At 42.3% G+C, this 23,354-nt stretch carries 23 protein-coding genes; 16 read left to right on the top strand and 7 right to left on the bottom strand.

Annotated elements, in window-relative coordinates:
* The first annotated feature begins 1 nt into the window (after position 1).
* Complete coding sequence (locus MNR06_RS11000; RefSeq protein ID WP_243535986.1) at positions 2 to 925, top strand: hypothetical protein; 924 nt, start codon at positions 2 to 4, stop codon at positions 923 to 925.
* Positions 926 to 976: 51 nt separating this feature from the next.
* On the opposite strand, the gene MNR06_RS10995 is transcribed toward MNR06_RS11000, so the two are convergent.
* Positions 977 to 1,462: a hypothetical protein gene (locus tag MNR06_RS10995; RefSeq protein WP_243535984.1), complete on the bottom strand. Its 486-nt coding sequence runs from the start codon at positions 1,460 to 1,462 to the stop codon at positions 977 to 979.
* Positions 1,463 to 1,696: 234 nt separating this feature from the next.
* On the opposite strand from MNR06_RS10995, the gene MNR06_RS10990 reads away from it, so the two are divergent.
* Entirely contained in the window at positions 1,697 to 2,293 is a 597-nt protein-coding gene (locus MNR06_RS10990) for a hypothetical protein (RefSeq protein ID WP_243535982.1), read from the top strand.
* Here MNR06_RS10990 and MNR06_RS10985 read toward each other — a convergent pair.
* Entirely contained in the window at positions 2,287 to 2,697 is a 411-nt protein-coding gene (locus tag MNR06_RS10985; RefSeq protein ID WP_243535980.1) for a JAB domain-containing protein, read from the bottom strand. The genes MNR06_RS10990 and MNR06_RS10985 overlap by 7 nt on opposite strands.
* A 135-nt stretch (positions 2,698 to 2,832) precedes the next feature.
* On the opposite strand from MNR06_RS10985, the gene lpoB reads away from it, so the two are divergent.
* A complete protein-coding gene (gene lpoB / locus MNR06_RS10980; protein ID WP_243535978.1) occupies positions 2,833 to 3,432 on the top strand; it encodes a penicillin-binding protein activator LpoB in 600 nt (199 codons plus the stop codon).
* A 36-nt stretch (positions 3,433 to 3,468) separates the two neighbouring features.
* Positions 3,469 to 4,677 carry a COG3014 family protein gene (locus tag MNR06_RS10975; protein ID WP_243535976.1) on the top strand — a complete coding sequence of 403 codons (1,209 nt, stop codon included), beginning with the start codon at positions 3,469 to 3,471 and terminating at the stop codon, positions 4,675 to 4,677.
* Between the two features lie 90 nt (positions 4,678 to 4,767).
* Here MNR06_RS10975 and MNR06_RS10970 read toward each other — a convergent pair whose 3' ends face one another.
* The gene (locus MNR06_RS10970) at positions 4,768 to 5,313 is read right to left on the bottom strand and encodes a polyhydroxyalkanoate synthesis regulator DNA-binding domain-containing protein (protein ID WP_243535974.1); all 546 of its coding nucleotides are present in this window, start codon (positions 5,311 to 5,313) and stop codon (positions 4,768 to 4,770) included.
* A 262-nt stretch (positions 5,314 to 5,575) separates the two neighbouring features.
* Between MNR06_RS10970 and MNR06_RS10965 the strand changes: the two genes are divergently transcribed.
* A complete protein-coding gene (locus MNR06_RS10965; protein ID WP_243535972.1) occupies positions 5,576 to 6,070 on the top strand; it encodes a hypothetical protein in 495 nt (164 codons plus the stop codon).
* Between the two features lie 93 nt (positions 6,071 to 6,163).
* Positions 6,164 to 8,038, top strand: a complete 1,875-nt coding sequence (locus MNR06_RS10960; RefSeq protein WP_243535970.1) for a tetratricopeptide repeat protein — start codon at positions 6,164 to 6,166, stop codon at positions 8,036 to 8,038.
* Here MNR06_RS10960 and MNR06_RS10955 read toward each other — a convergent pair.
* Positions 8,010 to 8,627 carry a hypothetical protein gene (locus tag MNR06_RS10955; protein ID WP_243535969.1) on the bottom strand — a complete coding sequence of 206 codons (618 nt, stop codon included), beginning with the start codon at positions 8,625 to 8,627 and terminating at the stop codon, positions 8,010 to 8,012. The two genes, MNR06_RS10960 and MNR06_RS10955, sit on opposite strands and share 29 nt — an antisense overlap.
* A gap of 20 nt (positions 8,628 to 8,647) precedes the next feature.
* Between MNR06_RS10955 and MNR06_RS10950 the strand changes: the two genes are divergently transcribed.
* From MNR06_RS10950 to MNR06_RS10925, 6 genes are all read left to right on the top strand, one after another.
* Positions 8,648 to 9,271 (top strand): DUF4292 domain-containing protein, encoded by a 624-nt coding sequence (locus MNR06_RS10950; RefSeq protein ID WP_243535967.1) that lies wholly within the window; start codon positions 8,648 to 8,650, stop codon positions 9,269 to 9,271.
* A 74-nt stretch (positions 9,272 to 9,345) separates the two neighbouring features.
* The gene (locus MNR06_RS10945) at positions 9,346 to 11,421 is read left to right on the top strand and encodes a PrkA family serine protein kinase (protein WP_243535965.1); all 2,076 of its coding nucleotides are present in this window, start codon (positions 9,346 to 9,348) and stop codon (positions 11,419 to 11,421) included.
* Positions 11,421 to 12,518 (top strand): DUF444 family protein, encoded by a 1,098-nt coding sequence (locus MNR06_RS10940; RefSeq protein ID WP_243535963.1) that lies wholly within the window; start codon positions 11,421 to 11,423, stop codon positions 12,516 to 12,518. The genes MNR06_RS10945 and MNR06_RS10940 overlap by 1 nt, the downstream gene beginning before the upstream one ends.
* Before the next feature lie 15 nt (positions 12,519 to 12,533).
* Positions 12,534 to 14,057, top strand: a complete 1,524-nt coding sequence (locus MNR06_RS10935; protein ID WP_243535961.1) for a SpoVR family protein — start codon at positions 12,534 to 12,536, stop codon at positions 14,055 to 14,057.
* On the top strand, positions 14,057 to 14,416 hold the full coding sequence (locus MNR06_RS10930; RefSeq protein ID WP_243535959.1) for a translation initiation factor: 360 nt from the start codon (positions 14,057 to 14,059) through the stop codon (positions 14,414 to 14,416). The genes MNR06_RS10935 and MNR06_RS10930 overlap by 1 nt, the downstream gene beginning before the upstream one ends.
* 20 nt (positions 14,417 to 14,436) lie before the next feature.
* Complete coding sequence (locus MNR06_RS10925) at positions 14,437 to 15,156, top strand: response regulator transcription factor (protein ID WP_243535957.1); 720 nt, start codon at positions 14,437 to 14,439, stop codon at positions 15,154 to 15,156.
* A gap of 81 nt (positions 15,157 to 15,237) precedes the next feature.
* Here the strand turns inward: MNR06_RS10925 and MNR06_RS10920 are convergent, their stop codons facing one another.
* From MNR06_RS10920 to MNR06_RS10910, 3 genes are read right to left on the bottom strand one after another with little or no spacing between them, the layout of a single operon-like run.
* Positions 15,238 to 16,605 (bottom strand): DEAD/DEAH box helicase, encoded by a 1,368-nt coding sequence (locus MNR06_RS10920; RefSeq protein WP_243535955.1) that lies wholly within the window; start codon positions 16,603 to 16,605, stop codon positions 15,238 to 15,240.
* 29 nt (positions 16,606 to 16,634) lie between these two features.
* Positions 16,635 to 17,564: a tRNA adenosine(34) deaminase TadA gene (gene tadA, locus MNR06_RS10915; protein WP_243535953.1), complete on the bottom strand. Its 930-nt coding sequence runs from the start codon at positions 17,562 to 17,564 to the stop codon at positions 16,635 to 16,637.
* Positions 17,564 to 18,310: a TerC family protein gene (locus MNR06_RS10910; RefSeq protein WP_243535951.1), complete on the bottom strand. Its 747-nt coding sequence runs from the start codon at positions 18,308 to 18,310 to the stop codon at positions 17,564 to 17,566. Before MNR06_RS10910 ends, tadA begins: the two co-directional genes overlap by 1 nt.
* Before the next feature lie 341 nt (positions 18,311 to 18,651).
* Here MNR06_RS10910 and rpsU point away from each other — a divergent pair, with 341 nt between their 5' ends.
* The 4 genes from rpsU (at position 18,652) to rpoD (ending at position 23,199) form a co-directional block, all read left to right on the top strand.
* Positions 18,652 to 18,852: a 30S ribosomal protein S21 gene (rpsU, locus tag MNR06_RS10905; protein ID WP_096000879.1), complete on the top strand. Its 201-nt coding sequence runs from the start codon at positions 18,652 to 18,654 to the stop codon at positions 18,850 to 18,852.
* Positions 18,853 to 18,931: 79 nt separating this feature from the next.
* Positions 18,932 to 19,378 carry a GatB/YqeY domain-containing protein gene (locus MNR06_RS10900; RefSeq protein WP_243535950.1) on the top strand — a complete coding sequence of 149 codons (447 nt, stop codon included), beginning with the start codon at positions 18,932 to 18,934 and terminating at the stop codon, positions 19,376 to 19,378.
* Positions 19,379 to 19,487: 109 nt separating this feature from the next.
* Positions 19,488 to 21,350, top strand: coding sequence for a DNA primase (gene dnaG / locus MNR06_RS10895; RefSeq protein WP_243535948.1), 1,863 nt, complete (start codon positions 19,488 to 19,490; stop codon positions 21,348 to 21,350).
* Positions 21,351 to 21,369: 19 nt separating this feature from the next.
* Positions 21,370 to 23,199 carry an RNA polymerase sigma factor RpoD gene (gene rpoD / locus MNR06_RS10890; RefSeq protein ID WP_243535946.1) on the top strand — a complete coding sequence of 610 codons (1,830 nt, stop codon included), beginning with the start codon at positions 21,370 to 21,372 and terminating at the stop codon, positions 23,197 to 23,199.
* Positions 23,200 to 23,354 lie beyond the last annotated feature (155 nt).

The raw sequence follows: 23,354 nt of genomic DNA, 5'->3' as shown, positions 1-23,354 counted from the left end.
AATGAAAAGCTTTATCATGGCATTTATATTTTTGTTTTCCTTAGATACTTTTGCGACGGTTTGTAATAATCCAACGATGTTAATAGCTCAGACGACGTTCGATTTATCATCGAATACGACGGTGAACCCAACGATCACAGTCAGAGCGAATACCAGTCCGGGTGGTTGTGACTTCTTTATTACTTTTGATTATGGGCTTGCAAGTTCCTATACAGGACGGGCGCTAAGACGCAGCCCTCATTCATGGCCGTTTACTCTTTCAAAAAATTCCACTGGTACTCAGATTCTAAAAAAAATTCCTGATGTAGCAGGGCCCAATGATGTTTTGTCAGGGACATTGACTGCAGGAAGCAGCAATCGCCAGGTCAACGTGAATTATTTTGGTATTCTTAACGTGGAAAACCCATGGCTTTATTATGGCTTATTTTCTGACACATTCACTGCAAGCTTATATATTGGTTCCGCAAGTGGCAGTTATACATTTATAGAATCAAAAACTTTGACCTTCCAATATACCGCACCCAAAAAAGTCGATATTTCGATTTCAAATAGTGGCGGCAGCTTTGATGTGAACGATTTTACTGAAACTCTAAATTTTGGAACGTTATCTCCAGGAACAGTGCGCAGCTGTGATGCAATTTTAAAATATAATGCCGGTTATATTCTTTACGCTTCTTCATCAAATAATAGTTCTTTAAAGCAAGATTCGGGTAGTGCAACGATTCCTTACACAATTAAATTTAACAATACGTCATTCAATCTTTCCAGTAGCGCTAGTTCTCCAGTGGAAATCGCTCGTGAACTCGGAGTTTCTCCGGCAAGTGGTCGCGTGGTGCCAATTTCTGCAACCATCGGCAGCTTCGGAGTCAAACCTTCAGGCACATACAAAGACACCATCACATTAACGGTTCAATCCGCAGAATAAAAAAAGGCCCACCTTTCGGGTGAGCCTTTTTAAACTTTGAACTAAAAATTATTAGTTAGCTTCGATAGCGATAGTCAAAGTATCAGAATAAGTACCAGCAGGAGCCGTTGGGTAAGCAGTTACATCAACGTTTACGTTTGAAGAATCGCTTGTCAAACCGCTAAGAGAAGTTACGTTCTTAACTTCAACACCAGCAACAGTTGGAGTTACAGCCGCAGCACCATCATAAGCAATTTTATAAGTAGTCTTTTTAGTAACATCAGAAGAGTTTCTTAACTCACCAGCAGTTGTTGAAGAGATTTTAACTTTATAACCAGCTAGGTTGTTTGAAGTTTCAGTTGCCGTTGCAACGTTCTTATTAGACTCACCATCAACGATGTTTAGTGATGTGTTGTTAGCTGTGTTTTCTACTACTGAAATATCAGTTGCAGCAGCTACAGTACCTTGCAAAAGAACTGTGCCTGAAGTCGCAGCTAGCGCCACGTTAGAAGTCATTAGAGCAGCCAATACCGCGAATACCAATTTGTTTGCTTTCATGTGAATAACCTTTCGTATTTAATTAATCTTGAAATTGTTGTTTTCACAGAATCTTTAAAGCATGTAATGTGCCATCTGCAGGATCCAATTAAATGGAATAGGACGCTTTCCCACTGTTGAAAGGTTAAACACCCAGTTAAAAACTTGTTAAGGCAACAGCAAATTGTTTGATCTAGACTTTTGTTGCATACCCGTAATATCAAGAATTCTTCATCATAATCCGATAAGTTAGCTATGAGTTCCGCTCAGGAAAAAAAAGAAACTCCAATGCTCTTAGCGTTGCTTCTATTTATAGGAGCAGCGGGGCTTATCTTTGCTTATCTTGGCAGCGAAGATAGCAAGCCTGCAAAAGTTATAGAGACAACTGTGAAGTCTGAAAAATACGAAAAGGCAGTTAATAAGCATCTGATGTTCACGAATGAAAAAATGGAACTAGAACGTCAACGCATGCAAGTCGAAAATGCCAAGCTATTGAATTCTGACTTTAATGCCACGACTCCGAAACAAGCTTATACCAATGATGCGAAACTTGATCTTACGGTTGAAAACCGCGCAGCTGAAATCGCCAATGAATTAGGAAGAGGCGGCCAAAAAGAAGAACAAGCCATGACTCCTGATGAAGTCGTGCAAAAAGAGTTATTCAATCAGCAGCAAAGTCATGAATACTCTCGCGCCTATAAAGAAGAGTATGCTCGTCAATTTATCGAAAACGCCCGTCGTGGTGGTTACAAAGTTATTTTAAGTGATGATCTAAGCCGCGTGATTTCGGTGCAGCCCTTACGCTCTCGTCAAAGCATGGAGCTTTTTGGTTCAGGCCAAGACGTTCAATAAAGCATCCGACTGCTATTCTTTTTCCATTTTTTAAAATGCCCCTGTTCAGCCATGCTGTAATAGTCCTTTGTAGTTACAATTAAATGGTCATTTAATGGAATTTGAAAAAGCACTGCAAGCTGGTGAATCTTTCGCGTTAATATCAAGTCTTGCTCTGATGGCAGTGCGCTATTGCTGGGGTGATTGTGCGCCATGATGAAAGAGCTGGCGTTATTTAAGATAAGAATTCTAAAAATATCTCGAGGATGTATCAGACAATGGTCTGCGGTGCCGCGAAAGACCATTTCTAATTTAATAAGTTTTAGCTCGGAACTAAGAGCATAAATCCATAATTCTTCTGCATAAGGGTTAATTTGTGCACGAAGGCATTCATAGGCAATTTTGCTTGTGGTGATTTCAGTCATGGCACGTCTTGGCTGCAACCTGGATGATATTCGCATCTTAAATTAAAGGCTTTTTCAAAGTCGGTTTCGGACTTGCGCGTCCGCTGTCCTCGACATAAACTTTCACTTGTGTCCTTCGTTGGACAGGAAGGTAGTATGAAAAAGAATATCACTTTAGCAGCAGTCTGTTTTTCATTTTTAGCGATGGCAAGTTGTGGTCCGAAGGCTTTCGTTAAAGGCCAATACGACGATGTAAATCGCGAAAACCTTTTGAACGATCAGTGGTCAGAAACTGATATGCAAAAAGCTGTGCAAGATTTAGTTGCTGGCTTGATGACGTCTCCGGCTATCAATGCTTCTAAAAAAATGCCTGTAGTTATGGTGACTGGTTTACAAAATAAAACCAGCGAGCATATCGACACTCAAAGCATCATGGACATGGTTCGTGTAGAGCTTATGAAATCTGGCAAAGTGGGTTTCATTGATAAAGAAGCTCGCCAAGATATCTCTGATGAATACAATTACCAAAATTCTGGTATGGTTGCTGAAGATTCTAAAAAAGGCCCAGGCGGCCAAGTGGGCGCTGATTTCATCATCAACGGTCGTTTGGATTCAATCGTACAAGAAGTTGGAAAAGATAAATCGGTTTATTATAAACTAACTTTGAATCTTACGAATTTAAAAACAAGCATGATCACTTGGTCTGATCAAAAACAAATCCGTAAGACATTCAAAAAGAAAACTATTGGTCTTTAATTGATGTTTGATTTTTTAAAAAGACTCACGCCTTGCGTGGGTCTTCTTTTTTCTCTTTCTCTTATCGGTTGCGCCTCTTATCAGACAAAAGTTCAAGGGGCACGGACTGCTCTGGTCCAACAAAACTTCGAAAAAGCCGTCACAGAATTAAAGCCCCTGGCTGAAAAAGAAAGCGATGACCAACTGGTTTACCTTTTGGATTATGCCGTGGCTTTGCAGCTTTCTGGAAATCTTAAAGAAAGTAACACTGTTTTACTTAAAGCAGACCGCCTGGCAGAGATGGTTGATTATCAGTCCATCTCTCGCTTTGCCGGATCTTTGGCTTTAAACGAAGAAATGGTTCAGTACAAAGGTGATACTTTCGAAAAAATCTTCATAAACGCTTATCTTGCGATGAATTTCTTAGAAATGGGTCTGCTTGATGATGCGTTGGTTGAAGCTAGAAGAATCAACGAAAAGTACATCAAGTATCGCGCAGATGAAAAAAAGGCGTTCGAACTAAATTCTTTCAGTAAATATCTATCCGCTCTAGTGTGGGAAGCCAGCCGCAGTTATGACGATGCTTACATCGCTTATAACGAGGCTTACAAGATCGATCCTAGCATCGCTACTATCGGTGAAGATTTAGTGCGCTCTGCAAAACTGGCTCGTCGCATGGATTCTTATAACGAATGGAAAAAGAAATTCCCTGACGTTAAAGAAGATCCTGCTTGGTATGATAAAGCCTATGGTGAACTTGTAGTGATCTATCAACAAGGCTGGGGTCCAAGAAAGATCTATAGTCCCAACGAATATCGTTTCCCGGCATTGACGGCTGTTCCAAGTGAAACGCAAAAGGCCAGAGCGACTGTCCAGGACATGGGCTACCTAAGCCGTGAAGTGTATGACGTGCAAACCGCTGCCATTGCGACTTTGCAGGAAGACCAAGGCATCCTGGTTGCGAAACGTTTGGGTGGTATTGCTACAAAAGCAGTGCTTTCAGATCAGCTTCGCCAAAAGAATGAATTGTTGGGTAACTTAACATGGATCGCCTTAAACGTGGCAGACCGTGCGGATTTACGTCAATGGTCCACTTTGCCACAAACGATTCAAACCATTCGTGTGCCGCTTAAAGCAGGCAAATACAAAGTACGTTTAGATGGTCTAAACTCGGCTGGAAACATGACGGGTGAAGGCTTGGCAGAAAAAGAAGTAGAGATTAAAGCGGGTCAAAAGAAGTTTATCGTTTGGCGCTCTCTGAAATAGTCTTGAAGAATCATTTTTAGGAAATAAAAAAGGCTCTGTAAAAACAGAGCCTTCTTTTTTTGCGAATTTCGCAATCTTGTTCAGAAGATCTTAGTTATTCAACAAAGATGTTCCTGGAAGATTTGGAGTTTCGTCGTCTTGTTGAAGACCAGGAAGAACAGTCGCTTTTTCAGCAGCTACTTTAGCAGTAGTGTCTGTGTTGTAGCGAGTTGCAGCAGTAGCAACGCGGTTTTCCAAGTTTTGTTTAACGCTGTCAGTAGAAGCGTTTTCAACGATTGTGTTAACTTGTTGCTTAGTCATGTAGTCCTGAGGGAACGCGCCAAGCTTAGCAAGGTAACCAGAAATGCTTCCGTTTCCGTTTTGGATGATTTCACGAAGAGTGAAAAGAGGAGCGTATTGAGATGCTTTCTTTTCAGCTTCGAAAATGATCTGAGTCAAAGTAGCAGCAGTGATATCGTTTTTTGACTTATTATCGATAACCATTACTTCTTCGTTTGTGCGGATCATTTTAGCGATATCATCAAGAGTCACGTAGCAGCTTTGTTGAGTATCGTAAAGTTTGCGATTCTGATAGCGCTTGATGATTTTAACTTTAGAATTTGGCTTCGATGTCATTGTTTCGTTTTGGTTGATCAAAAGTGCCTCCCAATTTGAAATTTCCCCAAAGTCTCAATGAGATAACTGCTTTATGATTCAGCGTTCCCTTTGAGATGGGCGCAACCTATCCCTGCCGCCACCCCTTGTCAAGGGCTCCTCAAATCAAAAGAAAAGACTCTAAGCGTTACAAAAATCATAAACTTGAGCGTGTTTTCTAAAAATTCACAGACCTTTGTCTAAAGTTTTCCCAGATTAGCGCCGAAAGGTAAAAGGACCCATATCAAATGTAGGATGTAATTTAATGAAAATCGAAGAAAAACAAGAGTTTAAGTCCACTAGCGTTTTGGCTCTGTTGGGTCTAGTCGGTTTTTCTTTCGCCATCATTGCGACCCCCTGGAATCGTCATATGCAAGATTCTAAGGTCGAAACGGCCCGCCAGCGAGCTGAAGTGGTAGGGTACCAAATCGTGCAAATTTACCGCGAAGCGACACGGACTGCTGCTCCACCAGAATCTGTGGGTGGCCGCAAAATCGCTTCTGTAGCGCCAGACAGCGCCATTTCAATGGAAAATTTAAGAACCACTGGAACCATGGGCAACGACCCGTGGGGACGCCCTTTCCGGTATCGCATTCTTTCGCAAGATCATTCAGGCAAGGTGCGCATCTTGGTTTGGTCAACGGGTCCGAATCAAAAATTAGAGTCCTTGGACCTGGAAGATGAAGAGTCAGCGATCAAAGATCCACCACTCTACTCGGGTGATGATATGGGAGTTCTTTTGAGCATGTCTCAGAACTAAACACTTTCTCTTCCCGCTCTTAGTCGCGATGAGGTCCTGTCTCATCAAGAAAATCCCCCGAAAGACCGATCAGCCTAGTATCAAGGAGAGCTAATGCATCTTTCCAAAACTAGGACAGCGACAATCCTGTTACTTTTATTAAACCTCACGGCCTGTGCGAGTTTCACGACCAATGAAGCCGACAAAGCTCCGTATTATGAGGCCTCCTTTGATGATAAAAACAGGGCTCCTGCTTCGTTTGCTCCAGCAGTTGTTGCGGCAGATGGAACAGCGACGTTAGATCCTCTTTATATGCGCACTCAGGCTGATTACTATTTTGCAGCCGGTGAAGCGTACAGCCTTGAAGGCAATTCAGCAAAAGCGATCGAATCTTTCAAAATGACTTTAGTTTACGATCAAGAGTCGCCAGCAGTTAGCATGCGTTTAGCGGCAGAATATCTTAAACAAGGCATGATCTCTGAATCGTTAACTCAAGCTCAGGAAGCTGTAAAGAAAGATGAAAAGAATATCGAAGCCCGTTTGTTGTTAGGTGGTCTTTATTCTTCCTTAAAAATTTATCCTAAAGCATTAGCAGAATATTCTGAAGTTTTGAAATTGCAGCCGTCAAACACGGAAGCCCCGCTTTACATTGGTGCTTTGTATTCTGAGCAAAAGCAATCAGACAAAGCAGTAAAGTACTTTGAGTCTTTATTGAAAAATTCTGAATACGCGACACCACACTTGGCGCATTACTATATTGGCCGTGTTCGTTTGGAACAAGCTGATGGTAAATTCCAAAAAGCGGCTGAAGCTTCATTCAAAAAGGCCATCGAGTTAAAGCCTGATTTTTCAGATGCGGTGATTTCTTTGGGTATGCTTTATACGAAACAAAAAAACGAAGCGAAAGCTTTGGCTATGTACCGTGAGTTCCAAAAAGAAAACTCGCCAAGTTCACGCATTGCTGAAATCTTAGCACAGCATTATATCGAAAAAGGTGACTACGAAAAAGCTTACGAGCAACTTGAAATCGTGGAAGCTGATTCTGATGAACCATTAAACGTGCGCATGAAGATGGCCTTGATCCTTATTGAACAAAAGCGCTTTGATACTGCAGTGGTTAAATTGCAGGAAGTTCTTAAAGAAGCACCAGATTCAGACAAGGTTCGTTTTTATTTAGCAGCTGTTTATGAAGAGATGCAAAAATCTGAACTGGCGATCAAAGAATATCGCAAAGTTCCGGTATCAAGCACTTACTTTGGCGAAGCGGTTGTTCATGCAGCTTATTTGCTAAAAGGTTTAGGTCGTCTTGATGAAGCTATCGAAGTGGCTCAGTCAGGTTTAAAAGATCGTCATGACCAACCGCAAGTGTATGCAATTTATGCGTCTTTGCTTGATGAAAAGAATGACTATAAAGCGGCTGCGAAAGTGCTTGAGCAAGGTTTAGAGAAGTTTCCTGAAAACGCTCAACTGCGCTTTTACTTTGGTACAATCAACGACCGTCTTGGTAACAAAGACATCGTAGTTCGTGAAATGAAAAAAGTTTTAGAAGTAGATCCAAACCATGTTCAAGGCATGAACTATCTTGCCTTCACTTATGCAGAAATGAACGTCCATCTGCCGGAAGCAGAAGGTTTAGCTCGTAAAGCATTAGCGATTGAACCAAAAGATGGATACGTTTTAGATACTTTGGGATGGATTTTATACAAACAAAACAAGTTTGCTGAATCAATCAAGTTCTTAGAAGCGGCTCACAAATATCAAGCGACAGTAAGTATTATTGCTGAACACTTGGGTGATGCTTACTTTAAGCAAAGCATGGTTGAAAAAGCGAAAAGAATGTATCACAAAGCCGCGGACCTAGAGACGGATAAGAAAAAAGTAGAAGAAATCCGCAATAAGATCTTCGCGATCGAAAGACAAGAGCTAGCAAATCCTCGTTTGCCAGCTTCTGTAGATGGCGCTATCGCTGCAGAAAACCAGCAGCCTTAGATTCCAAATAAGAAAAGTGATTAGCATAAAACATAATGGGGAGCGCGACGATAAGTCCCGCTCCCCATGTCATTCCGGCTATTAGAATAAATAATCCAAAATAGAAACTTAAAGGTAAATATAGCTGAAACTGCTTTACCGAAGCCAGTCCGACAGCGTCGATGGCTTTAGCCAGGCTTTCTTTTGTTTCAATGTGCCGACGTAGTGACTGGCTAAGAACAAAATAAAAATACACACCCAAGATCAATAAACCTAATGCCAATGAGGCCGTTACAAAAAGATTGTTGGGACTTTGTAAAATCCCTAAAGCCGATCCAAAGAGCACGCTAGTAGGCAAAAGAATGAATGAAGTAATAATATATGCCGGGAGGTGCGTCTTAAGATAACTAAAGTTTGTCTGAAAATTTTTTGCAGTAATAAAATGACTAGCGACATCTTGAAAAATTAAAAAGCCTAAGGAAATTAAAAAAGCGCTGACGTAAGGTAGGTCCCTTACTAAAAAGATAAAAGCAGTCACTAAGACGCCAAAGGCAAGGCTTAGCTTCCAGGTGGCCTTAAATTGATTCAGAGCTTGTTTAAAAGAATTCATTTCCCTATGCTAAGGCAATGATGATGAAGAGCAATTATTTTCTAATTTTCTTTTTAACCTTTTTAACTGTTAGCTGTGTCACTAAGCCAGTGAAAGAGGGTCCCTATGAACAGGCCCAATGGGAAACCAAGGCCTTAGTTAAAAATTTAAAGCAGAATAAAAATCAATCTCTGACTATTGATGTTTATGCCGTTAAAAACCAAAGCCTGCGTTTGGAAATTTCGGCGTTGATGGGTTTTCAAGTGGCAAGTGTTGTCGTGAATCCATCTGAAATCTCTTACATAAACTTTCCACAAAAAACTTTTTACTCCGGAGCGAACACCGAAGCTGCAATTTCTCGCGTGTTGAATTTATCTTTGCACCCGATGAATCTTGCGCGCATTGCTTTTGATGAACCGTTAAGTGGCATGGGATGGAAGTGCAGTCTTGATACTCTAGGCCTGATTTCTCAATGTGATAATTTACAAAAAAATATCAGTGTTAAATGGTCAGATCGAACTGAAGGTAAAAAGAAGGTGGTCATTACGGCGCCGCAATTAGAAATGCAGTGGCAGTTTAGTGCTCCCCAGACTGAAGTCCAGTTCAAGGAAGGTCTGTTCACTTTGAAACAGCCTACGGGGTTCAAAGCAATACAAATAAATTAAATAGTTCGTTAACCGTCTAGCTTTGAGGCATAATCTAAGAAGAGTAGGTTTTTTCCTTATCACCGGGAGAGATTATGGCCTCTAAGATTGATCTTCATTCGTTGGTCACTAACTGGCAGAACTCAAGCACTCAAGCTAAAGAGCATTGGAGTGGCACCTTCGAGGAGTACCTCGATCTAGTAAAAGAAAATCCAAAAATTACGCGCAATGCTTACCAGCGCATGTACGACATGATCGTTGAAGAAGGCACTGAAACGTACATCGATTTCAAAAAAGAAGTCGTTCGCTATAAATTCTTCGATGATAAATTCAATAACGGCAAAGATGCCGTGTTTGGTTTGGACGTACAGTTGATGAAACTGGTGAACGTACTTAAAGCCGCTGCTTTAGGATACGGTACGGAAAAACGTGTGATCCTACTTCACGGCCCGGTGGGAAGTGCGAAGTCAACGATCTGCCGCATGCTTAAAAAAGGCTTAGAGCGCTACTCTCACCAAAAACAAGGTGCGGTGTACACTTTTGAATGGATTGATGAAAAATTAGAACTTGATGGTATCTTGGGTAAAGGTGTTAAGTCTTTCCCTTCACCGATGAACGAAGAGCCGCTTCTTTTGATTCCAGAAGAAATGCGCCAATCGGTTTATGACTCTATCAACAAAGGCCAAGACGGATCTTTCCGTGTTCACGTAGATGGTGAACTAAGTCCTCCTTCAAGGTTCATTTTTAAAGCATTGATGGAAAAATACGAAGGCAACTTAATGCAAGTTCTTTCCCACGTTCGCGTGAAAAGACTTTTCATTTCAGAAGCTGACCGTATTGGTATTGGTACCTTCCAACCTAAAGATGAAAAGAACCAAGACTCGACAGAATTAACTGGTGATATCAATTACCGTAAGATCGCTGAATACGGTTCTGATTCAGATCCTCGCGCGTTTAACTTTGACGGAGAGTTCAACGTCGCTAATCGCGGCATGATTGAGTTCGTTGAGGTTCTGAAACTTGACGTAGCGTTCTTGTACGATCTACTGGGTGCTTCGCAAGAACATCGCGTGAAGCCAAAAAAATTCGCGCAAACCCATATCGATGAAGTAATCATCGGTCACACAAATGAGCCAGAGTACCGTCGTCTTCAAGACAACGAATTCATGGAAGCCCTTCGTGACCGTACTGTGAAAATTGATATTCCGTACATCACTCGTTGGAGAGATGAAATCAACATCTATAAGCGTGATTTCAATTCCCAAAAAGTTCGCGGAATCAGTATCGCTCCGCACACGGTTGAAATGGCAGCGATGTGGGCTATCTTAACTCGTTTAGAAAAACCTAAGAAAGCAAACCTAACGCGTTTGCAAAAACTAAAACTGTATAACGGTAAAACATTACCGAACTACACGGAAGACAACGTGCGTGAGCTTCGTAAGGAAGCCAACCGCGAAGGTTTAGAAGGTATTTCGGCTCGTTATATCCAAGATAAGTTGTCAAACGCTTTAGTGGCGGCTCAGCAGTCCAACAAAGGCTCTGTGAATCCGTTCATGGTGTTTAAGGAACTTGAATCCGGCTTAAAAAATCACTCGCTCATTTCTAATGAAGAGTTGAAAACGGAATTCAAGGAACTTCTTGGCGTGGTGATGCAAGAATACGAAGAGATCATAAAGGCCGAAGTGCAAAGAGCAATCAGTGCCGATGAAAGTGCGATGCAAAGACTTTGCGCGAACTACATCGATAACGTGAAAGCTTACACGCAACGTGAAAAAGTTCGTAACCAGTTTACTGGTAACGACGAGGAACCGGATGAGCGTTTAATGCGTTCGATTGAAGATAAGATCGAAATTCCTGAATCGCGCAAAGATGACTTCCGTCGCGAGATCATGAATTACATCGGGGCCTTGGCTTTGGAAGGTAAGAAGTTCAATTACAAAATGAACGAACGCCTTCATAAAGCGATCGAATTAAAATTATTTGAGGATCAGAAAGACAGCATCAAGTTAACTACATTAGTTAGCAACGTGGCTGACAAAGATACTCAAGAAAAAATTGATATCGTTAAAACTCGTCTCATCAAGGACTTCGGGTATGACGAAATTTCTGCAACTGACGTGCTTCACTACGTTGCAAGTATCTTCGCCCGAGGGGACGTAAAGAATAAATAATGTCTATACGGGAAGACCATAATAGATTTAGAGAGATCGTAAAGGGCAAGGTTAAAGAAGACCTGCGTAAGTATGTCTCTCAAGGCGAAATGATCGGGAAGCGTGAAAACGAATTTGTGAAAATTCCACTTCCACGCATTGATATCCCTAATTTTCGCTACGGTCCCAAACAACAAGGTGGGGTCGGCCAAGGTGAAGGTCAGCCCGGTCAAGACGTGGGTGACCCAGGCGAAGGCGGTCAAGGCCAAGCTGGTGAAGCACCTGGGGAACATCTTTTGGAAGTTGAACTTTCAATGGATGAACTTGCCGACATTCTTGGTGAGAAGTTGCAACTACCGCGCATTGAACCTAAAGGCGCAAAAAATATTGATTCCATGAAAACGAAGTTCACAGGCCTTGCTCCGGTGGGACCTGAGGGGCTTCGTCATTTTAAATCTTCCTATAAAAGAGCTTTAAAGCGTATGGTTGGTGCTGGCACCTACGACGCTGAAGAGCCTTTGGTTTTACCGATCCGTCGGGACATGCAATACAAGTCCTTCAAGAAAGTTCACCAGCCGCAAACGCAAGCAGTTGTGATCTACATGATGGACGTGTCGGGCTCAATGGGTGATGAACAAAAAGAAATCGTTCGTTTAGAAAGTTTTTGGATCAATACATGGCTAAAGAAACATTATAAGGGTTTAGAAACTCGTTTCATTATCCATGATGCTGCTGCCAAAGAAGTGGATGAAGATACTTTCTTTAGAACCAGTGAATCGGGCGGTACTTTAATCAGTTCTGCATACAAACTTTGCCAAGAGATCATCTTGCAAGATTATCCGGTTCACGAGTGGAACATTTATCCTTTCCATTTTAGTGATGGTGATAACTGGTCCGGTGAAGACACAAGATTATGTATTAAGATGCTGACTGAATTCTTTCTTCCGAATTGTAACGTGTTTAGTTACGGGCAAGTGGAAAGTAAATACGGCAGCGGTCAATTCCTAAAAGACCTGCAAAAAGAATTTGGCACGGATGATAGACTTACCCTTAGCCAAGTTGAAAACCGCGATAAGATCCTTGATTCGATCAAAGATTTCCTTGGTAAGGGAAAGTAAAGTACAGGGGGCCCCATGGCTAACTTGACACCTGAATTAGAAGCCGAAAGAAAAAGAATCTGCCAGATTGCTAAAGACGCGGGCCTTGATTGCTTCGAAACTATTTTCGAATTGATTACCTATGATCAAATCAATCAGTTTGCTGCCTATGGCGGTTTTCCGGTGCGCTATCCTCACTGGAAGTTCGGCATGGAGTACGAACATCTTTCTAAGAGCTATGAATACGGTCTTTCAAAAATTTACGAAATGGTAATTAATACGGATCCTTGTTACGCGTACCTGATGGAAGGAAACGCAATGATGGATCAGAAACTTGTAATGGCCCACGTGTACGGGCATTGCGATTTCTTTAAGAACAACATTTGGTTTTCTAAAACCAATCGCAAGATGATGGATCAGATGGCGAATCATGCGACTCGCATTCGTCGCTACATGGACCGCTATGGAATTGATGTCGTCGAAAATTTTATCGACGTGTGTTTGTCGTTAGAAAACCTGATCGATCGCTATAGTCCGTATGTGGAAAAGTCTGTGGTAAAAGTGGAAGACTCTCGCCCGCAAGAAGCAAATTATTTGCTACGGGTAGACCGCTCTTACATGCGTGATTATATTAATCCGCCTTCATTTGTCGAAGAACAAAGAAAGAAAGCAGAACAAGAAGCTTTTGAAAAAGCCAATCGCTTTCCACGTGAACCAGAAAGAGATGTTTTAAATTTCTTCATTCATCATGCTCCGCTGACGGATTGGCAGGTGGATGTTCTTACAATCATTCGTGATGAAGCTTACTACTTTGCTCCGCAAGGAATGACGAAGACCATGAATGAAGGTTGGGCTTCGTATTGGCATTCAAAATTAATGACGACCAAAATCCTAGATGATTCAGAGATTATTGATTTCGCTGATCATCACAGCGGAACAATGGCGATGGCTCCGAATGGATACAATCCTTATAAAGTGGGAATCGAGCTTTTCCGTGATATCGAGGAGCGTTGGAACAAGGGACAATTCGGACGAGAATGGGAACAGTGCGACGATGTTCGCGAGAAAAAGAACTGGAATCGTGATTTACGACTCGGGCGCGATAAGATTTTTGAAGTTCGCAAAGTTTGTAATGATGTCACTTTTATTGACCAGTTCTTAACAGAGGACTTCTGCGTCAGAAATAAACTCTTTGTTTATAAATTTAATAAGAAGACTCAAAAATTCGAGGTTGATACCAAGGATTTTAAGGCAATCAAAGCACAATTGTTGTTCCATATGACTAACTTTGGACAGCCGATCATCCGCATTGAAGATGCGAATTTCGAGAACCGCGGCGAGCTATTGCTAACCCATCTTCATGAAGGCATTGATATGCAACCTGACTTCATGAGCGAGACACTGAAGAACGTTTATAAAATGTGGAAACGTCCAGTGAATTTAGCTACTTTGATGGATGAAACTCCGCAGCTTTTTAGATTCGATGGAAAAGAGTATACAACCCACAAGCTTGGGGAAGAACCGAGCGCTAATGCAGCTACTGAGGAAAGCAAAGGGTAATGAAAAACACCAGGTTAGTTTATAGTACGGATCCGAAAGATCAGGTTCGTTGTGAAAAGTGTAATGTTCTAAAAGAAGACTGCAAGTGTATCACGCAAGAACAAGTGACCGGTCAATATACTGTTAAATTTCGCATTGAGAAAAACGGGCGCGGTGGGAAAACCGTTACAGTTATGGATGGTTTTCCAAAAAACGAAGATTTCCTTAAGGGCCTATGTAAAGAAATGAAAGCAAAGTGCGGTGTTGGAGGAACTCATACCATCTCTGAAAATGGTGGTACAATTGAGATACAAGGTGATAAAAGGGATCAACTAAAAAGAATTCTTGAACAAAAGCAGATTAAGTTTAAAGGTATGTGACAGAAGGAGACGTTTCAAGAATGAACGCACTAATTAATGAAACCCCTTTTAGAGGTGAGGATTTGACCGCCAAAAAAATCGTGATTGTAGATGACTACGAGGAAAGCTGTAAGTTGCTTGCAGAGATCCTTAGTTCTACATACGAATGCTCTTACACATCTGACAGTAATGCAGCTGTAAAGCTCATTAATGATAAGAAGCCGGATCTAATCCTTTTAGATTATAAAATGCCAGGCATGATGGGCGTGGATGTTTGCCGTGTTATTCGTGAAAACGAAAGCACTAAAAACACGCCGATCATTTTCGTTTCCGGTGCAGCGACTATTGATGAAAGAATTAAAGCGTTTGAAACAGGCGCTGATGATTTCATCTCTAAGCCTTTCCACGTGAAAGAACTTATCCTTAGAATTAAAGCGCGCTTAAATGATAAAGAACCAGAAATGGCTTCTGAATTAACGGCTGCGAATTTGCGTATGAATCTTCTTTCTCGCCAAGTTTTCGTTGACGGAGAAGAAGTAAACTTAACGCCAAAACAATTCGATATTTTGAAACTTCTTGTTGCTGGTAAAAACAATCTAGTGACTCGTGAAAAATGTCTGACTGAAATTTGGGGCGATACAGAAGTGACTTCACGTAACGTGGATTCACAAATCAACTACCTTAAACGCAAGATCAATAAGTTTAACGGTCGTATCGTAGCGGTTCCTTCGTTGGGTTACCGATTAGAATCTCAAGAATAGTTTTAGTTTTTTATATTAAAAAGAAAAAGGCCAAGAGTGATCTTGGCCTTTTTTATTTCTGGATTCCTGTTTTTTTAGAATCTATTTGCCCGCAGGCTTCTTTCCGCCGAATTTTTTAAATCCGCCGCTTTTGCCTTTACCGACGCCGCCACCTTTGCCGTGACCGCCACCATGACCAGGTTTTGGTCCACCAGCAGGGCCTCTGTGGGGTTTTCTTTTATAGTTCTTAGCTCTGTTTTCCATGCGTTGGCCTTCAAGCATCGCTTTTGCTTTACCTGGGCTTACAACCGCTGCATTTTCAATTTCAACTGAATGATAAGGCTGATCCTTAATCACTTCGACTTTTTGACGAGTCACCTTTTCGATTGCGAACATGAACGATTTTTCTTCAGCAGTACAGAATGAAATTGCATCACCACTTGCACCAGCGCGAGCGGTACGGCCAATTCTGTGCACGTAACTTTCAGGAATATGTGGAACATCCAGATTGATCACGTGACTGATGTTATCAATATCAATTCCGCGAGCAGCGATATCCGTAGCTACCAGTACGCGCACATCGCCTGTTTTGAATTCTTCTAAAGCTCTTTGACGGGCGTTCTGCGATTTATCACCGTGAATACCGGCAGCTTCAATGCCAGCTTTTACAAGTTTATCAACAACACGATTTGCACCGTGTTTCATCGCCACGAAAACTAAAACGCGCGAAAGATTGTTGTCTTTAAGAAGATGAATCAAAAGATCTAACTTATCTTTCTTTTCAACGTACATCACCTTTTGATCCACTTTTTCAGCGGTAGATGATGTCGGTGTTACTTCCACTTTTTCTGGATCCACTAAAATGCTGTGGGCAAGTTTAGCAATTTCTGGCGGCATGGTTGCCGAGAAAAACAGGTTGTGACGCTTTTTAGGAAGCAAAGGCAAGATGCGTTTAATGTCTTGCATGAAACCCATATCAAGCATGCGATCGGCTTCATCAAGAACGAAGATTTCAACTTTATCTAAACGCAGGAATTTTTGTTGGAACAAATCAATCAAACGGCCCGGGGTCGCCACCAGAATATCAACACCAGCTTGAAGTGCGCGCACTTGCGGGTTTTGGCCAACACCACCAAAGATCACGGCGTGCTTTAGGTTTAAGTGCTTTCCGTAGGCTTCGATATTTTCATGAATCTGAATCGCAAGTTCACGCGTCGGAGTCAGAATTAAAGCGCGTGGGCATTTGCTTTCTGGGCGAGTGCGATGCTTTGATAAGTTTTGCAAGATAGGTAATGAAAAAGCAGCTGTCTTACCAGTCCCTGTTTGCGCGATTCCAAGAAGATCTTTTCCTTCAAGAACAATAGGCATAGCCGCCAACTGAATTGGTGTTGGGTGTTCATAGCCTGCTTCTTTTAAAGCGAACTGAAGGGGAGCAATCAAAGGGAGGTCAGTAAATTTTGTCGTAGTCATAAGAGGCTCGTTGTAACAGCCCCCCATTTTTAGCGCAAGGCGGATTTCTTTTGAGCGGTTTTCAGCAATTTTTGCACGGCCCACAGGATGTCTTTATTATACGAAAAAACATCTGAAGCGTTTTTAGCCTCAATCCAATCAACACCTTGGTGATAATCAGTATCGCGAACGTCTTTAGGTTCAGACCATTCTTCATCTAATTGAGCGACATAAAAAACCGTATCACAGGCATGGATTTCACCATTCCAATTAAAGTCATATTTTCTTTCGAACGCGGTTTCTTCTAAAACGCGCACACGGTACCCGGTTTCTTCAAGGCATTCACGCTCGGCAGTTTCTTTTGGCGTTTCACCGTCTTCGACTCTGCCACCAGGAAGGAAAAAGTAGGGTTCCTGGGACACGGGATCTACGGCATTAAAGCCAAGTATTTTATTTTTATGAACAACGATAACGGAAGCTCGTTTGCGATAAACTTTTTGGGCTTTTTCTGCCTTTTCTTCATCGCGGCGGGACTGGAAAAAACCATGAAGAAGTTCGCTGCATTCTTTTTCGAGAACGCCCGAAGTGACATCAACTTTGTGATTAAGGCGATCATCATTTAGGACTTGAAATAGGCTTTTTACCGCTCCACCTTTTGGATCCGTGGCGCCATAAACCACGCGCTGAACACGTGATTGTTGAATGGCTCCTGCGCACATCACGCAAGGTTCTAATGTAACGTAAAGTGTGCACTCGTTTAGGCGCCAGTTGCCTTTTTTTTGCGAGGCTTTATGTAAACAGAAAAGCTCTGCATGGCCAATGGGAGTTTGTTGACGCTCCCGTGTGTTGATCGCTTGGGTAATTAAGCCTTCCGGTCCTACTAAAAGTGCCGCCACGGGGACTTCCCCTTTGTGGGCGGCCTTTTTTGCAAGACTTAAAGCAAATCTCATCCATTGTTCATCATCACGGGTATCAATCACTAGTCTTCCTTGGTAACAATTTCGCGAAGCTTAACTGGGTCAGCTTTCTTACGCATACGAATGTTAAGAAACTCTACGAAGACAGAAAAGGCCATAGCGAAATAAACATATCCTTTAGGAATGTGAACTTCTAAAGATTCAACAATCAGTGTGAATCCGATCATTAATAAGAAGCTTAATGCTAAAACTTTAAGTGAAGGGTGTTTATCTACAAAGTCGCTGATTGGCGAAGCAGCAAAAATCATCACCGCGGTTGATGCAATCACGGCAGCGATCATCACAGTAATATTATCAACCATACCCACTGCTGTGATCACAGAATCCAAAGAAAATACGATATCTAAAAGCAAAATTTGCAGAATCACGGCGCTAAAAGAATGAGCGACTCCCTTTGAAGTGCTGCCAGCCTCACCTTCAAGCTTGTGATGAATTTCCATCGTACTTTTGACGATAAGGAACAAACCACCAAGAAGAAGAATCAGATCGCGGCCCGAAATTTCATGACCCGCCATTGAAAATAAAGGAGCTGTTAGTCCAATAATCCAAGATAAAGAAAGCAAAAGCAAAATACGCGTTCCAACTGCCAAGCCTAAGCCTGTAGTACGCGCTTTTTTCTGCTCATGGGCAGGCAATTTGCCAGAAAGAATTGAAATGAAAATAATATTGTCGATTCCTAGTACCAGCTCTAAAGCAAAAAGAGTGGCAAAGGCGATCCAAAGTTGCGGGTTCGATAAAGCTTCCATCATATGTTCAAAACTCCTTTAAACATGGAACCTACGTTTATAAACGATCCCCCGTTAAATGGGTATAAAGGCATCTGAAGGCCCTTCAAGAATGCTGCACCGTAGACTGAAAAAGGTGCCAGGCACCTTTTAGGAGTTTAGAGTTTGAGTTGTGTTTTCGATATTTTAGGCTTAATTGACGGGCGTTTCAGTCGATTTTCGGTTTAAATACGTGGTGTAACCTTGAAAAAATGGCCTATAACGCCATTAGCTCTATGCGTTAAGACCTCAAAACTTGCCCCCCAGATGCTGCTTTGTTATACACTCTGGTTCTTATTTCCACATTAGAAGGGCAGGTGATTGTCGTGGCAATGGTTAGAATCAAAGACGGTGAGTCTTTTGAATCTGCTTTCAGAAAATTCAAAAAATCTTGCGAAAAAGCAGGAATCCTTTCTGAAGTTAAAAAACGTGAACACTTTGAAAAGCCCTCTGTGAGACTTAAAAAGAAGTCTATCGCTGCTCGTAAACGCGCAGTTAAAAAATCAAGAAAAGGCTGGAACGACTAATTACCGTTTATTCGGGATTTAGTACTTTTTAAGAGGCGGCCACTGGTCGCCTCTGTTCTATCTGCACCTGGAGGTTTTAATGGAAATCAGAGAAAAAATCAGCGCAGACGTTAAAGCTGCCATGATCGCAAAAGATTCAGCAAAATTGGGAGCGCTTCGTATGCTCCAAGCTGCGATCAAAAACCGTGAAATCGAAGTTCGCCCTGAAGCCATCACTGCTGATGACGTTATGGCAGTTCTTAAGAAGCTAGTTAAACAAAGAAAAGAATCTATCGATCAATTCCAACAAGCCGGACGTCAAGATCTAGTTGATCAAGAGTCTGCTGAATTGAAAGTTCTTGAAGTTTATTTGCCAGCGCAAATGGGTCGTGAACAAATCGAAGCTCTTGTAACAGAAGTTATTGCAGCATTGGGTGCTAAAACCGTGAAGGACATGGGTCCTGTGATGAAAGAAGTCATCGCGAAATCCGGTGGTACCGCAGACAACAAAATCGTTAGCGAAGTTATTAAGTCTAAACTTGCTTAAGCGATAAAGACGTAAAAAGATTCATTTGTGAAAAAGGCAACTTTTGAAACAGATGGGTCTTTTTTGTTTTTAATTGGACTTAAGTTCAACGTCTTGTTGTGGATGTGGCATGAGATATTCTGAAGATTTTATTGGAAAAGTGACTGAGGCGAATAATATCGTCGACATTATTTCCCAATATACTCAGTTAAAACAAGCCGGGGCCGGCCTTATGGGTCGCTGTCCATTCCCTGATCACGTCGAAAAAACGCCGTCCTTTTCAGTCTCAGAGCACAAACAAGTCTATAACTGTTTTGGTTGCCACAAAAAAGGAAACATTTTTAGTTTCCTGCGCGACTACCAAGGGATGAGTTTTCCAGAAGCCGTCGAATATCTAGCCGATCGCGCTAGCATTCCACTGCCGGCTCCTGAAAAAAATCCGGAAGTTCGTGATCAAGCCGTCGAAAAAAAGAAGTTGTTGTTAAAAGCAAATAAGCTAGCTGCTATTTATTTTTCAGAACAACTGCACAGCATGCATTCCGATCACCCGGTAAAGAAATACATCGCTAGCCGCGGTCTTTCTAAGGAAGTCATTGAAACATTCGGTATCGGTTACGCCATTGATGCATGGGATGGTTTAGAAAAGCATCTGCTTTCAAAACAAATTCCAATCGCTATTGCCGAAGAAGTGCGTTTAGTAAAAGCTCGTCAAAACAAACCCGGTTACTTTGATATTTTCAGAGACCGCTTGATGTTCCCCATTTTTTCTCCGATGGGTGAACCCATTGCATTCGGTGGACGTTACTTAGAGAAAAAAGAAAACGAACCAAAATATTTAAACTCGCCTGAAACGCCGGTGTTTATTAAAGGCAAAGTCCTTTACGGTCTTTCCCAGACCGCTCGTTACATTCGCAGCGAAGATATAGCTTTGATCGTCGAAGGCTATATGGATTTAGTTTCACTTTATCAGGCAGGCATTCGCAATGTGGTTGCCACCATGGGAACTGCCCTGACTCCGGACCACGGGAAAATGCTAAAGCGAATGACGAAAAACGTGGTGGCATTGTTTGATGGTGATAGTGCCGGAATGGAAGCAGCAGAACGCAGTCTTCCAATCTTGCTTGCGGCTGATCTTTATCCAAAAGGTCTTACTTTACCAAACAACATGGACCCTGATGATTACGTGAAGAAATACGGAGCTGAGGCTCTTAAAGCAGAGCTCGACAAGGCGCCGGATTTATTCGTAATGATTTTAGCGCGATGGATGGAAGGTTATCGGGGCGAAGCTTCTGAAAAAGTGAAGCTTGCGGATAAAATGAAACCTCTTTTTGAAGTCATTCCGGATCTGCGTTTAAGGGATTTGTATCTCGCTGAAGCCGCGCAAAAGATGGGTGTTACCCTTCCCTGGTTGCGTCAAGCTGTGGGCTTACAAAGCAGTGGACCTGTATATTCGCAGAACCGTCCGGCTATGACTAGAACGGTGCAGCCAACTCCTTCCGTTAACCAGAAGCCCACTTCTGAGGTGTCTTCTACTGTAGAGGCAGGAAAAATCAGCCTCAAAGGCGCCTCTAAAGCGGAAGCTCTGCTATTAGGATTGGTACTCAAAAGTCGTGCCAATTTTGATCAGTTTGTGAATGAAAAAATACTGGAAAGTGTTGCTCACGAAGGAGTCAAAAAGATCTTACAAAAGGCGACGGATGTATATGGACAAGATCTCGATAAGTTTGATAAATTGACCAGTCTCCTCGTCTCATACGTCGATCATCCTGAATTTCTTTTTCAGCTTGGGCCAAGCCTCGAGTCTGACCAGGAGTTCGACGCCGAGATAGAAATGAAGCTCTTGCGTGATTGCTTTAAACGCGTGCGTGAAAATTTCTTAAAAGAGCGCGCAAAGCAACTGATGAAAAGTCTTAATAACGAACCTAGTTCGGAAAAGTTGGAACAGATTATGAATATTCAAAGAGATCGAATCTTTTTGAATAAAGAAAAATAGGGTCAAAGGCGGGGTATTAATGAAACCGAACCTACCAAACAAAAACGGGAATGAACCGGTAAAAGTTCTTTCCCTGCAAGAGCAAGAATCCTTAATTAAAGAGGAAATTCAGAAGTTTCTGAAGCTTGCTAAAGAGAAGGGTGCGTTGACGATCGAAGAGATCAACGACCTTCTGCCTCAGGAAATTATTGCCCCTTCAGTACTTGATTCCTTCATGCAAGGACTTGAGGCTGGTGGTGTAGTTATTTCAGACTTGTCTGAAACTTCGAAAGAAGAAGAGGGCGAAGGCGCTTTCCTTGAAAGCGTTGATTCCGAAGACGAAGAAGTCGATGAAGAAGAAAAAGCCGAAAGCGAAGATGTAAAAGGGAACGATCCAGTTCGCCTTTATTTGCGTAAAATGGGTAGCGTGTCACTTCTTACTCGTGAGGGTGAAGTTGAGATCGCTCGTCGTATCGAAAAAGGGGAGCGTGAAATCGTTCGCGCGATTCTTTTATCACCTTTAGGTACTTACGAAATCATTCAACTTGGTAAACGTCTTGATGAAGGCCGTATCAAAGTTAAATCGATCTTCCGTGGTCTTGAGGACGAAGACACTCAGTACGACGAAAAAGAATACATCGATAAAATCCATGAGCTTATCGGTAAAGTAACTGAATACCAAAAAGCGTCTGAAAAGCAGTTCGCGGTTCTTCGTAAAGAAGAAACGAACACTCCTGCTCGTCAAGCTGCCATGAAAGAACTTGTCGCGATGAATGACAAACTTATGGCGAACTTTGAATCAGTGAACTTCAACCGTAAGACAATCAACCGTGTCGTTATCAAGTTCAAAAACTTGGTAAGCCGTATCGGGACTCTTCGCCGTCGTATTAAAGACGGGGTAGAGCGCACGTTCTCTAAAGACGTCACTGCGATGGCAGAACGTATGAAGTTGATCGATGCGAACGAAAAAGAATTAACAAGAATGACTCGTGATACTGGTTTGAATTACCAAAAATTCAAATCCTACGTATTACAAGCTCAAGAAGCTGAAAAACGTATCAGCCGCCTAGATTCTGAAACAGAAATGAATCACAACTGGGTTAAGGAAACTTACACAGCCATCTGGAAAGGTGAGCGTGAAGCTGATGCCGCGAAATCTGAACTAGTAGAAGCAAACTTGCGTCTAGTGGTTTCGATCGCGAAAAAGTACACCAACCGCGGTCTTCAATTCTTGGATCTAATCCAGGAAGGTAACATCGGTTTGATGAAAGCCGTTGATAAGTTCGAATACCGTCGTGGTTACAAGTTCTCGACTTATGCGACCTGGTGGATCCGTCAAGCGATCACTCGCGCGATTGCTGACCAAGCTCGTACAATCCGTATCCCTGTTCACATGATCGAAACGATCAACAAACTTGTTCGTACATCTCGTTACCTTATTCAGGAGCTAGGCCGTGAGCCGACCCCTGAAGAGATCGCAGATAAAATGGACATGCCAGTTGATAAAGTTCGTAAAGTTCTAAAAATCGCCAAAGAACCAATTTCTTTGGAAACTCCAGTGGGTGAAGAAGAAGATTCACACTTGGGTGACTTTATCGAGGACAAAAAGGTTATCAATCCTGCAGAAGCGATTGTGAACCTGAACCTTGCTGAACAAACTCGCCGTGTATTGTCGACTTTGACTCCAAGAGAAGAAAAAGTCCTTCGTATGCGTTTCGGTATCGGGGAAGAATCTGACCATACTCTTGAAGAGGTGGGACAAGACTTCAACGTAACACGTGAGCGTATCCGTCAGATCGAAGCGAAAGCTTTAAGAAAGCTTCGTCATCCTTCTCGTTCGAACAAACTTAAGGCTTTCGTAGATAGCTAGTCTTTAACGAAGCCGGCTCTACGGTTTAAAAAGCAAAGGCCTTGCTAGGCCTCTTTCTTCAGCGACACGCCATCCTGGCTCAATCGGCCGCGATACCGCCATCCAGGCGGGGCCGAAGGTCGCTTGCGAAAGACTCCTAGCAAGGCCTTTGCTTT

Origin of the sequence: Bdellovibrio reynosensis, assembly GCF_022814725.1 — a bacterium.
Lineage (GTDB): Bacteria > Bdellovibrionota > Bdellovibrionia > Bdellovibrionales > Bdellovibrionaceae > Bdellovibrio > Bdellovibrio reynosensis.
The sequence above is the reverse complement of the archived record's forward strand: the minus strand, read 5'-3'. Positions and strand labels throughout refer to the sequence as shown.

Bases quoted from the DNA above. Each gene is read 5' to 3' on its own strand.
- MNR06_RS11000 (WP_243535986.1), top strand. From the start codon at position 2: ATGAAAAGCTTTATCATGGCATTTATATTTTTGTTTTCCTTAGATACT.
- MNR06_RS10995 (WP_243535984.1), bottom strand. From the start codon at position 1,462: ATGAAAGCAAACAAATTGGTATTCGCGGTATTGGCTGCTCTAATGACT.
- MNR06_RS10990 (WP_243535982.1), top strand. From the start codon at position 1,697: ATGAGTTCCGCTCAGGAAAAAAAAGAAACTCCAATGCTCTTAGCGTTG.
- MNR06_RS10985 (WP_243535980.1), bottom strand. From the start codon at position 2,697: ATGACTGAAATCACCACAAGCAAAATTGCCTATGAATGCCTTCGTGCA.
- lpoB (WP_243535978.1), top strand. From the start codon at position 2,833: ATGAAAAAGAATATCACTTTAGCAGCAGTCTGTTTTTCATTTTTAGCG.
- MNR06_RS10965 (WP_243535972.1), top strand. From the start codon at position 5,576: ATGAAAATCGAAGAAAAACAAGAGTTTAAGTCCACTAGCGTTTTGGCT.
- MNR06_RS10960 (WP_243535970.1), top strand. From the start codon at position 6,164: ATGCATCTTTCCAAAACTAGGACAGCGACAATCCTGTTACTTTTATTA.
- MNR06_RS10955 (WP_243535969.1), bottom strand. From the start codon at position 8,627: ATGAATTCTTTTAAACAAGCTCTGAATCAATTTAAGGCCACCTGGAAG.
- MNR06_RS10950 (WP_243535967.1), top strand. From the start codon at position 8,648: ATGATGAAGAGCAATTATTTTCTAATTTTCTTTTTAACCTTTTTAACT.
- MNR06_RS10945 (WP_243535965.1), top strand. From the start codon at position 9,346: ATGGCCTCTAAGATTGATCTTCATTCGTTGGTCACTAACTGGCAGAAC.
- MNR06_RS10940 (WP_243535963.1), top strand. From the start codon at position 11,421: ATGTCTATACGGGAAGACCATAATAGATTTAGAGAGATCGTAAAGGGC.
- MNR06_RS10935 (WP_243535961.1), top strand. From the start codon at position 12,534: ATGGCTAACTTGACACCTGAATTAGAAGCCGAAAGAAAAAGAATCTGC.
- MNR06_RS10930 (WP_243535959.1), top strand. From the start codon at position 14,057: ATGAAAAACACCAGGTTAGTTTATAGTACGGATCCGAAAGATCAGGTT.
- MNR06_RS10925 (WP_243535957.1), top strand. From the start codon at position 14,437: ATGAACGCACTAATTAATGAAACCCCTTTTAGAGGTGAGGATTTGACC.
- MNR06_RS10920 (WP_243535955.1), bottom strand. From the start codon at position 16,605: ATGACTACGACAAAATTTACTGACCTCCCTTTGATTGCTCCCCTTCAG.
- MNR06_RS10910 (WP_243535951.1), bottom strand. From the start codon at position 18,310: ATGATGGAAGCTTTATCGAACCCGCAACTTTGGATCGCCTTTGCCACT.
- MNR06_RS10900 (WP_243535950.1), top strand. From the start codon at position 18,932: ATGGAAATCAGAGAAAAAATCAGCGCAGACGTTAAAGCTGCCATGATC.
- dnaG (WP_243535948.1), top strand. From the start codon at position 19,488: ATGAGATATTCTGAAGATTTTATTGGAAAAGTGACTGAGGCGAATAAT.
- rpoD (WP_243535946.1), top strand. From the start codon at position 21,370: ATGAAACCGAACCTACCAAACAAAAACGGGAATGAACCGGTAAAAGTT.